Source organism: Nannocystis pusilla, assembly GCF_026626665.1.
GTDB classification, from domain to species: domain Bacteria; phylum Myxococcota_A; class Polyangia; order Nannocystales; family Nannocystaceae; genus Nannocystis; species Nannocystis pusilla.
This window is the reverse complement of record NZ_JAPNKE010000002.1, coordinates 3,081,719-3,094,966: the sequence shown is the minus strand read 5'-3', so window position 1 is coordinate 3,094,966 and position 13,248 is coordinate 3,081,719. Positions and strand designations below refer to the sequence as shown.

Sequence of the window (13,248 nt, the reverse complement as noted above, 5' to 3'; positions counted from 1 at the left end):
CGGTCGAGCCTGGCGACACTACCAATGCAGGCCCGAAGCACGCGAAGCCGGTCCTATCCCACCCTAGACGACTATTCCGCGGATTCCGCGACACGAATACTCGCCCCTTAGCTTGGCCCGAAACTAGCACCCCAACCCAACGAGGTCCATCATGGCACGCCGCAAAGTCACCCGTGGAGCCCCCCCAAGCTCGCTCGCGCCCGCCCGCGCACTTCGCTGGCCGCGGCCAATCCGCGCTCGGTGACCCCCGCGGTGACCCCGGCCCGTCCGCGCGCCGAGCGTACCGAGCGCGTCCGTGAAGGCGGCAGCGAGGCCGCTGCCAACGACGAGTCGCCGAACTTCCTCGGCGTGTATTTCCGCGAGATGGCCGGCCTCGGCGTCATGAGCCCCGAGGAAGAGCTGACCATCGCCACGCGGATCGCCGATCTCCGCCGCGCCTACTGGACCGCGATGCTCGCCTATCCGCCGTTCGTCGAGCCGATCGTCGCGCTGATCGAGGCGCGCTTCACCGACGAGGACGTGCCGCGCGGCGAACTCGACGCCCTACGGACCAGCGCTCGCAATCTCCGCGACCGCGAGACCCGGGCGACGCGCACCGCCTTCGAGGCCGCTTGCCACACGCTCGTCGAGCGCGCCTCCGAGGTCGACCTCGACGGCGTCGTCTCCGACCTCGTGTACGCCGATCTCGAGGGCCTCGACGCCGGTCGCCGCGAGGGCCTCAACATGCAGGTCAATCCCCCGCGTCAGGGCAGCCGACCGTTCGAGCTCTACGTGCAGCGCGTCAAACAGGCCGGAGAGGCGCTGCGCGTCGCCAAGAACGCGTTCGTCAAGGCCAACCTCCGCCTCGTGGTGTCCATCGCGCGCCGCTTCAACCACGGCCGCATGCCGCTGCAGGACCTGATTCAGGAGGGCAACATCGGCCTGATGAAGGCCGTCGATCGGTTCGACCATCGCAAGGGCTTCCGCTTCTCGACCTACGGGTCGTGGTGGATCCGCCACGCGATCAGCCGCGCCATCGCCGACAAGGGCCGCGAGGTCCGGCTGCCGGTGCACATGATCGACGCCCACCACAAGCTGTCGCGCGCCCGCCGTGAGTTCGAGATCCTGCACGGCCGCGAGCCGCAGCTCGAGGAGCTGGCCAAGCACACCGGCCTCGCGTCGGAGAAGATCGAGCGCATGGGCACCGTGATCTTCGACCAGGCGATCAGCCTCGATCGCCCGGTCTCCGACGACGACGGCCGCCGCGTGGTCGACTTCCTCGAGGACGACGAGGCGGCCGCGCCGGGCGAGAACCTCGAGGCCGAGGCGCTCAGCGAGCAGGTCCGCGAGGTCATCACGCAGCTGCGTCCGATCGAGGCCGACATCCTGCGCAAGCGCTTCGGCCTCGACGACTCGGGCGACGAGCTCACGCTCAAGGAGATCGGCGAGCAGTACTCGCTGTCGCGCGAGCGCATCCGCCAGCTCAGGAGCAGGCGCTCGGCAAGATCCGCCGCGAGCTCAAGCGCCGCGAAGTCGTGTGACCCCGAGATCCTCGCGGCTCGCGCCGGTGCGCCTGGTGGTATGTTCCCGCCATGGTGCGTCCTGAAGACGCGGACGAGCTCGGCCCCGAAGGGGGCGGCGCGGCCGCGTCATGCTGCACCGTTTCAGCGGGTGAGAGTCCCGCCCGGGTAAGCGCCGGAGCGCCCGGAAGCAGACCCCAGGTCCGAGGAGAGATCCTCGAGGCCCGAGCGGGGTGTCGAAAGCCTGTCCCTTGCGACAGGGAGCGGAGCTGCGGGCCGCAACGCGTAGTGAACGCCGAGCAAGCCTCGTCAGATCATCAGCCGAAAGGTGTTCGGGAGGGCCGAGCCCGTCATGTCAGGGCGAAGGCGACGGACAGCGTGTCGGTTCCGGAATGTGCGCTGGACCTCCCCGGGGTAGTGGCGGCGGCACGTAGTGAAGGAACGGTGCGGAACAGGAGAGACCCTCCCTGGCGACCTACGTCGGGTAAAGCGGCCGGTATAAGCGCAGAGCGTGAAATCCTGTCGTGCCAGGAGGGAGTCCGAGGGGGTCGTAGTACCTGCGAAGCGGCGGACAACGCCGTGGAGGGAAGGACCCCTGCTTCGGTCGCGCTTGACGCTGAGGGTAAGTGCGAGGGCATGGCCTGCGGGCCCAACGACCCCAAAGAGAAAGTACGAGAACTTCAGCGCAAGCTTGGGGAGTGTGCCAAGTCGAGCAAGACACGGCGCTTCCACGCGCTGTACGACCGGATCCACAGGGATGACGTCCTGTGGGAAGCGTGGAAGTGTGTGCGGAGGAACCGCGGGGCGGCCGGCGTCGATGGGGTGACCATCGAGGCGATCGAGCAGACGGGGGTCACGAAGTGGCTCGGCGAGCTCGCGGCCGACCTGCGTGAGGGACGCTACCGACCGCAGCCGGTGCGGCGGCAGTACATCCCGAAGGCGGACGGGGGGCAGCGACCGCTCGGGATCCCGACGGTACGGGATCGAGTGGTGCAGGCGGCGACGAAGATCGTGCTGGAACCGATCTTCGAGGCGGACTTCCTGGCGTGCAGCCACGGCTTCCGTCCGGAGAGGAGCGCGCAGCAGGCCATGGAGGTCGTCCGCGAGGCCGGCAACCAGAGCCACGTCTTCATCGTCGACGCGGACATCCGGGGCTTCTTCGACAACATCGACCAGAATATCTTGATCGAGTTGGTGAAGGAGCGTGTGTCGGATCGGCGGGTGCTGAAGCTGATCCGTCAGTGGCTCGAAGCAGGTGTGATGGAGGACTGGAAGACCCGCGAGACGATCGCGGGGACGCCCCAGGGCGGCGTGATCTCGCCGCTGCTGGCCAACATCTATCTGCACGCCTTCGACCGCGCGTGGGAGGCCGAGGGCTCGCACCTCGGGCTGCTCGTGCGCTACGCCGACGACTTCGTGCTCATGTGTCGCAGGGAGTCCACGGCGAAGGCGGCGCTGCAGAAGGCGCGAGAGATCCTCGCGCGACTGCGGCTCGAGCTGCACCCGGACAAGACGCGCCTGGTGGACATGCGGTACGGCCGTGGGAGCTTCGACTTCCTCGGCTGCACCTTCCGCAAGCGGCGCAGCATCCAGCGCCTACCGAAGTACCACTTCATGCAGCGGTGGCCCTCGCCGCGCGCCATGAAGCGTGTCCGCGAGAAAGTCCACGCGCTGACCTCCGTGCAGCGCAACCGGGCCAAGGACGTGAAGGAGATCATGGCGTCCCTCAACCCGGTGCTGCGCGGGTGGGGCAACTACTTCAAGACCGGTAACGCCGACAAGAAATTCACCCAGGTCGACCACTACGTGCGCGAGAGAGTCGTGCGCTGGCTGTGGCGACGCGGTGGACAGCGGTCGCGTTTCTGGCCGAACAAGTGGCCCGCAGAACGCCTCTACGAGATGGGCCTCCACAGGCTCCGCACGACCGTGCGCTACCCGGCGCATGCCACTCCTCCAAGACCGTCGGTAAGCCGTGTGCGGGAAAACCGCACGCACGGTTTGACAGGGGGTCCTGGGCAACCTCGGGGCGGTGCACCGCCCAGAAAGTCATAGGATCTACCAATGCGCGCCGGCTTTCGCTTTCTCGTCCTCGCGTCCGCCGCCCTGGCGTGCGGCCGCCCGTCCGAGCGCGCCTCGAGCCCGCGGACGGCGGGAGCGACGGCGGTCAGGCGATCCGGGTGATCGGCTCCGATTTCCTCGGCCACGGACCCGCCGTGGTCTACGTCGGGATGCGTTCGGCCCGTGCGGTGGTCATCGAGGACGACCGCCACATCTCGCTGAAGACGCCCGAGGCGGAGGGCTTCGGCACGGTCGACGTGCGCATCGACTTCGGCGACGGCACCTCCCGCGCGCTGCCGCAGGCCTTCACGTACCGCGAGGTCGAGGGCAAGCCGCTGCGCCCGGTCTTCTTCAAGCCGGGCGCAGTGCCTGTTCCGACCGCCGAGTGAGCGGCTCAGCTCGCGCACGTGGAACAGCTGCTGGCCGATCAGCAGCAGGCTGCCGAAGGGGACGCACTGGCCGCTGCGCACGCGCAGGTAGGTGCCGTTTGACGAGCCGCGATCCTCGAGGAACACGCCGTCGTCGTCGCCGCCGATCCGGCAGTGCGTGCTCGAGACATAGCCGTCGGTGGGGAAGGTGAGGTCGCCGCGCTCGCGCCCGACGATGAACTCGTTGCCGACGATCGGCACGGCCTCGCAGGCGCGACCGCCGTCGACGATCACGCTGATCCGGCCCCAGTAGCCGGGGTTCGGGCTGCCCATGCGCTCGGTGCCGTCGGCCAGCGCCTCGGCCTCGGGCAGATCCTCGTAGTAGAGGAGCTCCTGGCCAACGCGGAAGGTGTCGCCGTGCTGCAGCTCGATGCGACCCTCGATCTTGCGGTAGACGCCGTTGACCGGGCTGAGATCGTCGACGCGAACCCCCTCGGACTCGACCGTGAAGGCGCAGTGCTTGGGGTTGAGGTAGAAGTCCTGATCGAAGGGCGAGCCGGAGTCGCGACCGAAGGGGATCGGGCCGTCCTCGAGATCGATGGTGCCGCCGTCGCTGCCGTCCTCGCGCAGCAGGTGAAGCGCGGCGCGCAGCTTGGGCCGCGACGAGGGGCGGGCGGTGACGGGCGGCGTGACGGCCGCGGGCGGCGGAGTCACAGGGGCGGCGCCCAGGCGGTTGCCGCAACGACCGCAGAACAAGAACCCCGGCGGGTTGGACATGCCGCACGCGTTGCAGCCGTTCTGCGACGCATCGGCGGCCGGCGGGGTCGGGACCGCGGACGGGGCCGCGGGCGGGGGCACGGCCACCGGCGCCTTGCTGGCCGGCGGCGGCTTCGGCGGATCGATGACGGTGCCGCCCGAGGAGGTCTGCGGCGCGACCGGCGGGGTGATCTGCGTGCCCGCGGGCGTTTGACCCGCGCGCGGCGGCACCGACGCAGGAGCGCCTCCGGGCAGGCGCGCGCCACACCCGAGGCAGAACTTGTAGTGGTCCTGATTCTCCTTGCCGCAGTTCGGACAGATGATCACAACAGGGGCCCCTTCTTCAGGCCGCGACGGGCCGTGAAGCGAATGTCGCTTACGAGATCTCGACGCGCAGCAGCTGCTGGCCGATGAAGATGTAGTCGCCGTGGAACAGCTCGACGGCGCCCTTGATCCGCACGAAGGTGCCGTTGCGCGAGCCGGTGTCGGTCAAGATGATGTGGTGCGAGTCGGACGCCGAATCGAGGCGCGCGTGGCGGCCCGAGATGAAGCGGTCCTGCGGGAAGTTCATGTGGTTGGCCTCGCGCCCCAGCGTCAGGGTCGTGCCCTGGGCCGAGACGATGCGACCCTCGCCGCCGCCCGCCAGCAGCTGGACCACGCGGAAGCGCGCGTCGGGCCGCGGGCTCGTGTAGCTGTAGGTGTGGTTGGCGTCGGGGCCGGGCTCGTTGAAAGGCGCGCTGTCGAGGCGGAGCAGCTGCTCGCCGACGAGGAAGCAGTCGCCGTGATCGAGCGGCACCGGCGACTTGATCCGCACGAACACGCCGTTGACGCTGCCGAGATCCTTGGCGAACAGGCGGTTGCCCTGCACGCTGAAGAGGGCATGCTCGGGGCTGAGAAAGAAGTCCTCGTTGAAGCGGATCTCGCCGGTGCTGCGACCGACGACGTGGTTGGTGGCGCTGAGGTGGTAGGTGACGCCGTCGCCGCCCTCGCCCTTGATGACGACCAGCCGCGGGACGACGTGCTGCTGCTGCAGCGCGCCGAAGAACATGGTCTTGGCGGCGGGCTTGCTCTGGAGCGCCTCGAGCGGGGCGCCGGTCACGGCGTTGAAGCGCGGCTGTGCGGGCACGGCGGCGCTAGGCTGCACGGACGAGATCACGGTCGAGGGCGGCTTGACCGCGCCGCTCTGCGGCGAGGGGGACTGTGCCTGCGCCTGCGCCTGCGCCTGCAACGCGTGCAGCGGGACGGTGGCGGGGGACGACGCCGGTGAGATCTGCGTGCCCGGACGAGCCGGCGAACCAGCGCCTGTGGCCGGGTGCGCGCCGAGGTTCGGCAGCACCGCGGAGGGCGCGATCGGTTGCGGCGCGAGGACGGCGGCGCACCGGTCGCAGCTCACGGCGCGCAGCTGGTTGAGGTGGCCACACACCGAACAGGCAAGGCCCAGTTCCATGACCCGGGGATCCTCATCCGCGCGCGGCCTCGTTGTCAACGCGACTCGGGCCCGCGAGGCGCCGGAACCGGCTCGCGGATGAGGGGGCGCAGATCGAGGCAGTCGCGCTCGCCGCTGCCGGCGCACGGGCGGCGCAGGCGGTCCTGGGACCACGCCTCGGCGCGAGTGCCCGCGGCCGCGGCGGCGAGGGCCTGCTGCAGCGCGGCGGTGTGGGGTCTCAGGACCGAGGCGGGCAGGGCCTCGATCGGCGGCGCGATCGCCTGGGCGAGCCACCGATCGATGGCGATCTCCCAGCTGCCGGCGCGTAATGGCGGCAGGGGGGCAACTCGACGCGCGCAGACGAGGGCGCCAGCAAACGCCCGAGCGCGGCGCCGGCGGCGTCCCGCGGCAGCCCGCGCGGACCGACGTAACGCCCGAGCAGCGTCGCTACCGCCTCCTCGCGCGCGGCGTCGCGACGGATCTGTCCGAAGCGCCAGGCCGCGATCGCGGCGACCACCGGATCGCTGGCGTTCAGATCGGCGCCGACGCGCGCGAGCTGGTCGTCCCCGGTCAGCGCCGCGCGGGCGAACGCGCAGACCCGACGAGCCTGCTGGCTGCTGGCTGCGGCGGCCAGGCGAGCGACGCGGTCGCGGTCGGCGAGGTCGCCTCCGCGCGCCAGCGAGGCGCACGCGAGGGCGATCATCAGACCTTCGTGCTCCGGAGCGGCGAACCGGCGCAGCTCGGTGGCGGCCGCCGGAGCGCTGCTGCGGGCCAGGGCCCACGCGGCGGCGTACCAGCTCTCCCGCGAGGCGTCACCGGTGCGCAGCAGGTCGGCGAACACCGGCACGGCCTCGGGCTCGTCGAGCGCGCCGGCGGCCTGGATGGCGGCGGCGCGGGCCTGCTCGAACGCGGTGCGGACGGTGCGGGTGGCGTCGCGCGGCGGGGTCAGCTGCGCGCCCATGCGCGCGAGCGGCAGCGCGGTCTGGGGCAGGGCGAGGCGGCCGAGGTGCTCGGCGGCGCGGAGGCGACCGGTGACCGGGCCGCGCGCGAGCGCCTCGACCAGCGAGCGCCGGAGCGCGCCGGTCCGCGCGGTGCGCTCCGGCTCGTCGCCGCTGGCCAGCCACGTCTTGACCGCGGAGGTGCTGGCGCGATCGAGGGCGTCGAGCAGCAGCACGCGGCCCTCGTCGGCGCTCGGATCGCGGCGCGCCCGCGCCAGCGCGAGATCGAGGATCGGGGCGATCGCGCCGCGCGTCTCCGCGAGGTCGAGCGCGCGCCGGCCGGCCTGCTCGACGACTTCGGGCGCCCCGCCTTTCTCGACGATCGCGCGCAGCATCGCCTCGGCGCGCTCGGGTCGCCCGCGCGCGAGCTCGATCTCCGCCAGCCGCAGGCGCGCCGGCGCGTTGGTCGGATCGCGCTGCAGCAGCCCCTCGTACAGCTTCGACGCCTGGTCGGGCTCGCCGCGGCGCTCGTACAGCTCGCCGATTCGAATGAGCACCCGCGCGCTGTCGGCCTTGTCGAGCTCGGTGTGCGCGGCGGCCAGCAGCACGCGCTCGATGTCACCTGACTCGAAGGCCACCTCCGCCAGCTCGGCCAGGACGTCGGCGCTGCGCTTCGGGTCGAGCGACATCATCCGCTCGAGGGCGTCCATCGCCGCGTCACCGCGGCCGGCGCGGCGCAGGGCCAACGCCAGCTCCGCCAGGCGCTCCGGGTCTTGCGGCCGCAGGCGCGCCAGCTTCTCGTGGACCGCGACCGCCTTGGCGTACTTCTCCTCGCGGGTGTAGATCTCGGCGAGGAGCAGACCTGCCTCAAAGGCCAGGTCCGTGTCCTTGCCCTCGAGGTCGAGCAGCGCCAGCTTCTCGATCGCCTGGCGGCGGCTGGTGAACTGCGACAGCGTGCCGCCGACCAGGATGTCGACGATCCGCGTGCGCGCCTCGTCGTGGAGGATCCGGTGCTCGGGCGCGCGGGTCAGCTCGAACACTTGCTGCCAGGTGGCGAGCGCCTGGTGCGGCAGGCGATCGTCGGTCTCGAGGATCGCGCGCAGGCGCAGGTACTTCGGCTCGCGCGGCGCGGCGGCCAGGGCCTTCTGCAGCGACAGCACGGCCTCGGGCCGGCGGTGCTCGGCCAGGATCTCCGCGTGCCGGGCCCAGCCGGCGTGGCCCGGGCGGACGAGGCCCGGGAGCAGCGCCCACTCCTTCATCGCCTCCGGCTCGCGGTTCATCTGGAACAGCTGCTCGCCGAGGGCCACGCGCGCGTCGGGGTCGCGGGGGCGGGCGCGGACCAGCCGCTGCGCCACCGCGAGCGCGCGGTCGGGCTCGTCGTGCAGGTTGTAGAAGTCGAGCAGCCGCAGCAGCGCGTCGCCCTGGGCGGTGGCCGACGCCTCGAGCTCGGCCGCGACCTTGAGGCCTTGCTCGCGCTTGCCGGTGCCGATCAGCCGCGCCGCCAGCTCGAGCCCGAGCTGCAGCCGCTCGGCGCTCTTGGGCCCGAGCTTGGCGTACTCGGCCAGCGCAGCCTCGGCCTCGCCACCTGACTCGAGGGACATGACCAAGCAGCACGTGCCTCGGGGTCGTCGGGATCGGCCGCGAGCGCGCGGCGCCAGGCGTCGACCGGATCGGCGCCGCCCGCCGCTTGCGCCCGGGCCAGCGCGCGCCAGCCCGCGCCGTCGCGGGCCTGCTCGGGGCGGCCGAGGAAGCGCTCGATCCGCGCCGGCGTGTCGCCGCTGGCCTGGCGCGCACCTGCCTCGAGGACCAGGTCCCACGCCGACGCGCGTTCGGGGCTGCCGACGCGGGTCGCCTCGACCTGCGCCCACGCCAACTCACCGGCGCCCGCGGCGTCTCCCGCGGCGAGTCGGGACCGGGCCCATTCTTCGCGCGCGTTCAGTTGATCCGCGCCTCGGAGGGCCGCCACCGCCTTGGCGTAGGCGGCCTCGGCAGGCGCTGTTTGCCCCGCGCGGGCGGCAGCGCGGGCGAGTCGGAGCTGGGCTGCGCCGTTGCCGGGATCGCGGGCCAGCGCCTGCGCGAGTCGCAGCGCTTCGGGGCCGAGCTGGTGGCGATCGGCGATGTCGAGCGCTTGCAGGCGCAGCGCGTCGTCGTTGCTCGCCTGGGCCGCGGCTTCGAGGGCGGCCACGGCTCCGCGCGCGTCGCCGCCGGCCTGCAGCGCTTCGACGCGCAGCTTGAACACGCGGCTGCGCAGACCGCCGGCGCGCGGCTCGAGCTCGGCGAGGCGCGCGGCGGCGGCCCGTGGATCGCCGAGGCCGAGCTTGGCCCGCGCGTCGAGGATCCCGAGGGACAGGTCACCTGGCGTTCGGGACAGGCCGGTCTCGATCCGCTTGGCCAGGCCGGCCTTGCCGAGCACCGCCTCGAGCGCGCGCCACTGGGCCTGATCGAAGGGCTGTTTGCGCAGCTTTCGAACCGCTGCTGGACCAGCGCGGGGTCGGCGGCGCTGCGCTCGACGCTCCAGTCGTCCTCTGCCGGAGCGGCGTGAGCAGGCCCGCCGCTGAGGAGGGCGAGGGCGAGCGGGATCCATCCGGTCAGCGCGTGAGCCCCAGCACGCGGGCGAGCCGTTCGCCAACTCGGCGCGAGGCGGGGCCGGAGGACCATCGCAGCGAGCCTAGCAGGTTTGCCGGCGGCGTCGCGGGCGAAGGCCGGCGGGTCGCAGCGCACGGCGAAGCGAGCGCACCCGGCTGCGACGCGCGCCCGGGCCGACCGGACCGGGGTCCGGCGCAAAGTGGCGCGCGGCAGGGTGGGTCTTGACCACAATTCATGCACCCTACATTCCCGCGCGAACCCACGGTCATGCCGATCTACGCCTATCGTTGTCTGCAATGCGAAGCCGAGCCCGAGTTCATCCAGAAGATGAGCGACGACCCGATCACCGTGTGCGAGGCCTGCGGCGGCCAGCTGGTCCGCAAGGTGACGGCCGCGTCGTTCCACCTCAAGGGCGGCGGCTGGTACAAGGATGGTTACGCCAGCACCAAGCCGGGTGAGGGCGGGGACAAGAGCAAGGCCGGGGAGTCGAGCTCGACGCCCGCGAGCGACAGCTCCACCAGCAAGCCCGAGTCGACCGCCAGCAAGCCGGCCGAGTCGACGAGCGCGAAGGCGGCCACGTCATGAGCGCGCGCCGGCTCGACGGCAAGGCTCGCGCGGCCCGTCTGCTCGCGGAGGTCGAGCAGCGGGTCCGAGCCTGCACCGAGCGCGGCGTCCGGCCTTGCCTGGCGGTCGTGCTGGTCGGCGACGATCCCGCGTCGCAGGTCTACGTCCGCAGCAAGGAGAAGCGGGCCGCCGAGATCGGCATCGAAGCCCGCGACCATCGCCTGCCGGCGACCACCACCACCGACGAGCTGCTCGCCCTGGTCGCCGCGCTCAACGCCGATCGCGGGGTCGACGGCATCCTCGTGCAGCTGCCGCTGCCGCCGCAGTGCGACGCCCAGCGGATCCTGCTGGCGGTCGATCCCGCCAAAGACGTCGACGGTTTCCACCCCGACAACCTCGGGCGCCTGATGCTCGGTCAGCCGCGGTTCGTCGCCTGCACGCCGCAGGGCTGCATGTTGCTGCTCGCGGACGCCGGGCTCGCCCTGAGCGGCGCGCGGGCGCTGGTGATCGGCCGTTCCACGATCGTCGGCAAGCCGATGGCGCAGCTGCTCGTCCACGCCGACGCGACGGTCATCGTGACGCACTCGCGCACGCGCGACCTCGCGGCCGAGGTGGCCCAGGCCGACGTCGTGGTCGCGGCGATCGGCCGGCCCGAGTTCGTGCGCGGCGAGTGGATCAAGCCGGGAGCCGTGGTGATCGACGTGGGCATGAACCGCCTGGCCGACGGCCGGCTGGTCGGCGACGTCGAGTTCGCGGCCGCCGAGGCGCGCGCGTCGGCGATCACGCCGGTGCCGGGCGGCGTCGGCCCGATGACGATCGCGTGCCTGCTCAACAACGTCGTGCTCGCCGCCGAGCGGCGCGCCGGCCTGAGCTGAAGAGCATGTCAACGTCGTGCTCGCCGCCGAGCGGCGAGTCGGCCTGAGCTGAAGAGCATGTCAACGTCGTGCTCGCCGCCCAGCGGTGAGCCTGTCTGAACTGAAGGGCATGTCTTTCAGGGCATGCTCTTCAGGGCATGTTCTGCGCGACATGCATGTAGAAACATGTGTTTGGGGACATGGGCCGTGGCGCTCGTCCTGGACGCGCCGAGGCCCGCTGCGGCTGCGGCTCGCAGTTATCGGCCCTGCCGATGCCCGCCGCGGCTGCGAGGTCGCCGCCCGCGGCCTCGGTATCGATTTGCCATGAGCGGCGTCGTCGAGGCCTCACTGGGCTCGCTCAGACTTCGTCGTCACCGCATGGCGCGCTCAGACATCGTCGTCGCGGCGTCGCAGGGCGCGCTCAGGCCTCGTCGTCGCTGCGCTCGCCGAGCAGGTGCTCGAGCAGGCGGTCGAGCTCGTCGAGGCTGCCGTAGGGGACCTCGATGGTGCCCGAGCCCTTCTTCTTCGAATCGCTGCGCACGGCGACCTTGACCCCGAGGCTGCGGCGCAGCCGCTCCTCGAGGTCGCGGACGATCACTGCTCGCTTGTGCGTCTCCGGGTCGGGCTCGGCCTCGGGTTCGGCCGGCCGCAGGCGCTCTCGCACCGCGCGCTCGACCGCGCGGACGCTGAGGCCCTTCTCGATCGCCTCGTAGGCGAGGGACAGCATGTCGGCCGCGTGCTCGAGCGCCAGCAGGGCGCGCGCGTGGCCCATGCTGAGGCGGCCGTCCTGCACGAGGTCTTGCACCTTCGAGGGCAGGCGGAGCAGCCGCACCGCGTTGGCGATCGTGCTGCGGTCCTTGCTCAGGCGCTCGGCCAGCTGGTCCTGCGTGTAGCCGCGGACGTCGATGAGCTGGCGGTAGGCCTGCGCCTCCTCGATCGGCGTGAGGTCGAGGCGCTGGAGGTTCTCGAGCACCGCGAGCTCGAGGCGATCGCTCTCCGGCGTGTCGCGGACGACGGCCGGCAGCTCCTGCAGCCCGGCCAGCTGCGCGGCGCGCCAGCGGCGTTCACCGGCGACGAGGATGTAGTGCCCGGGGAGGCCGGGGTTGGGCGTCACGACCACCGGCTGCAGCAGCCCGTGACGCTTGAGGCTGTCGGCGAGCTCGCGCAGGAGCACCGGCTCGAACTGCTTGCGCGGCTGGTCGGGGTTGGCCGCGATCTGTTCGATGGGCAAGGTGCGCAGCGCCGGTCCCGACGGGGCGGCGGCTGGGGTGTCGGCAGCGGCGGCCGGCGCCGGCGCCTGCGGGATCAGAGCGCCGAGGCCGCGGCCGAGGGCAGGGGGCCGTTTGGGGAGGTTCACGCGTCGGGCCTCGCTTCGATGCGGGACAGCAGCTCCTGGGCGAGCTCGAGGTAGGCGCGGGCGCCCTTGCTCTCGATGTCGTAGAGGAGGACCGGCTTGCCGTGGCTCGGGCTCTCGCTCAGGCGGACGTTGGGCGGAACGGTCGTGGCGAACACCTTGTCCGCGAAGTGCTGGCGGACCTCGGCGACGACCTGCTGCGCCAGGTTGGTGCGCCGGTCGAACATGCAGAAGACGATGCCCTCGATCGCAAGGCGGGGATTGAGCGCGGCGCGGACGCGGTCGATGGTGCCGGTCAGCGCGCCCAGGCCCTCGAGCGAGAAGTACTTGGCCTGCATCGGGATCAGCACCGTGTCGGCGGCGACCAGCGCGTTGAGGGTGATGAGGCCCAGCGACGGCGGGCAGTCGAGGATGACGAAGTCCCAGTCGAGCTCGGCCTCGGCCCGCTCGAGCGCGACCCGCAGCACCGACTCGCGGCCGTGGACGCCCACCAGCTCGATCTCGGCGCCCGTCAGGTCGGCCGAGGCGGGGACGACCTGCAGCGTGGGCAGCTCGGTCGGGTGGACCACGTCCTTGAGCGGGGCGGCGCCCAGCATCAGCTCGTAGGTGCCCTTGTCGACCTGGCCGCGGGGATAACCGACCGCGGAGCTGGCGTTGCCCTGGGGGTCGAGATCGACGAGGAGGACCTTGCGCTCGGCTGCGGCCAGGCTGGCGGCGAGGTTGACGGCGGTGGTCGTCTTGCCCTCGCCGCCCTTTTGGTTGCTGACAGCGACGATCCGCGGTCGCCGCCGCGCGGGCGACCTCGATGCGGTGACCTTCGGCACGGGGCCACTCCCTACCACGGC

The 13,248-nt window shown here is 72.0% G+C and carries 10 protein-coding genes and 2 pseudogenes; 5 read left to right on the top strand and 7 right to left on the bottom strand.

Annotated features, from left to right (window positions below; translation table 11 throughout):
- Positions 1–252 precede the first annotated feature (252 nt).
- On the top strand, positions 253–1,671 hold the full coding sequence (locus OV079_RS13450; protein WP_267768785.1) for a sigma-70 family RNA polymerase sigma factor: 1,419 nt from the start codon (positions 253–255) through the stop codon (positions 1,669–1,671).
- A gap of 464 nt (positions 1,672–2,135) precedes the next feature.
- Positions 2,136–3,551, top strand: coding sequence for a group II intron reverse transcriptase/maturase (gene ltrA, locus OV079_RS13445; protein WP_420829405.1), 1,416 nt, complete (start codon positions 2,136–2,138; stop codon positions 3,549–3,551).
- Between the two features lie 491 nt (positions 3,552–4,042).
- Here the strand turns inward: ltrA and OV079_RS57825 are convergent.
- Positions 4,043–4,702: pseudogene (locus OV079_RS57825) on the bottom strand (FHA domain-containing protein); the annotation flags it as partial.
- On the opposite strand from OV079_RS57825, the gene OV079_RS13435 reads away from it, so the two are divergent.
- Entirely contained in the window at positions 4,701–4,895 is a 195-nt protein-coding gene (locus OV079_RS13435) for a hypothetical protein (RefSeq protein ID WP_267768781.1), read from the top strand. The pseudogene OV079_RS57825 and the gene OV079_RS13435 overlap by 2 nt on opposite strands.
- Positions 4,896–4,939: 44 nt before the next feature.
- Here the strand turns inward: OV079_RS13435 and OV079_RS57820 are convergent.
- From OV079_RS57820 to OV079_RS13420, 4 genes and pseudogenes are all read right to left on the bottom strand, one after another.
- Positions 4,940–5,008, bottom strand: a pseudogene (locus OV079_RS57820) (zinc-ribbon domain-containing protein); the annotation flags it as partial.
- 49 nt (positions 5,009–5,057) lie between these two features.
- Entirely contained in the window at positions 5,058–6,128 is a 1,071-nt protein-coding gene (locus OV079_RS13430) for an FHA domain-containing protein (protein WP_267768779.1), read from the bottom strand.
- A gap of 217 nt (positions 6,129–6,345) precedes the next feature.
- Positions 6,346–8,646, bottom strand: a complete 2,301-nt coding sequence (locus OV079_RS13425) for a tetratricopeptide repeat protein (protein WP_267768776.1) — start codon at positions 8,644–8,646, stop codon at positions 6,346–6,348.
- Positions 8,535–9,458 (bottom strand): hypothetical protein, encoded by a 924-nt coding sequence (locus OV079_RS13420; RefSeq protein WP_267768774.1) that lies wholly within the window; start codon positions 9,456–9,458, stop codon positions 8,535–8,537. Before OV079_RS13420 ends, OV079_RS13425 begins: the two co-directional genes overlap by 112 nt.
- A 440-nt stretch (positions 9,459–9,898) precedes the next feature.
- On the opposite strand from OV079_RS13420, the gene OV079_RS13415 reads away from it, so the two are divergent.
- Complete coding sequence (locus OV079_RS13415) at positions 9,899–10,216, top strand: FmdB family zinc ribbon protein (protein ID WP_267768772.1); 318 nt, start codon at positions 9,899–9,901, stop codon at positions 10,214–10,216.
- Positions 10,213–11,070, top strand: coding sequence for a bifunctional methylenetetrahydrofolate dehydrogenase/methenyltetrahydrofolate cyclohydrolase FolD (gene folD, locus OV079_RS13410; RefSeq protein WP_267768771.1), 858 nt, complete (start codon positions 10,213–10,215; stop codon positions 11,068–11,070). The genes OV079_RS13415 and folD overlap by 4 nt, the downstream gene beginning before the upstream one ends.
- A 400-nt stretch (positions 11,071–11,470) precedes the next feature.
- Here folD and OV079_RS13405 read toward each other — a convergent pair whose 3' ends face one another.
- The gene (locus OV079_RS13405) at positions 11,471–12,406 is read right to left on the bottom strand and encodes a ParB/RepB/Spo0J family partition protein (RefSeq protein ID WP_267707790.1); all 936 of its coding nucleotides are present in this window, start codon (positions 12,404–12,406) and stop codon (positions 11,471–11,473) included.
- Entirely contained in the window at positions 12,403–13,227 is an 825-nt protein-coding gene (locus OV079_RS13400) for a ParA family protein (RefSeq protein WP_267768770.1), read from the bottom strand. Before OV079_RS13400 ends, OV079_RS13405 begins: the two co-directional genes overlap by 4 nt.
- Between the last annotated feature and the right edge of the window lie 21 nt (positions 13,228–13,248).

Excerpts from the sequence above, each read along its gene's own strand:
- ltrA (WP_420829405.1), top strand. The coding sequence starts at position 2,136 with ATGGCCTGCGGGCCCAACGACCCCAAAGAGAAAGTACGAGAACTTCAG.
- OV079_RS13435 (WP_267768781.1), top strand. The coding sequence starts at position 4,701 with ATGCCGCACGCGTTGCAGCCGTTCTGCGACGCATCGGCGGCCGGCGGG.
- OV079_RS13430 (WP_267768779.1), bottom strand. The coding sequence starts at position 6,128 with ATGGAACTGGGCCTTGCCTGTTCGGTGTGTGGCCACCTCAACCAGCTG.
- OV079_RS13425 (WP_267768776.1), bottom strand. The coding sequence starts at position 8,646 with ATGTCCCTCGAGTCAGGTGGCGAGGCCGAGGCTGCGCTGGCCGAGTAC.
- OV079_RS13415 (WP_267768772.1), top strand. The coding sequence starts at position 9,899 with ATGCCGATCTACGCCTATCGTTGTCTGCAATGCGAAGCCGAGCCCGAG.
- folD (WP_267768771.1), top strand. The coding sequence starts at position 10,213 with ATGAGCGCGCGCCGGCTCGACGGCAAGGCTCGCGCGGCCCGTCTGCTC.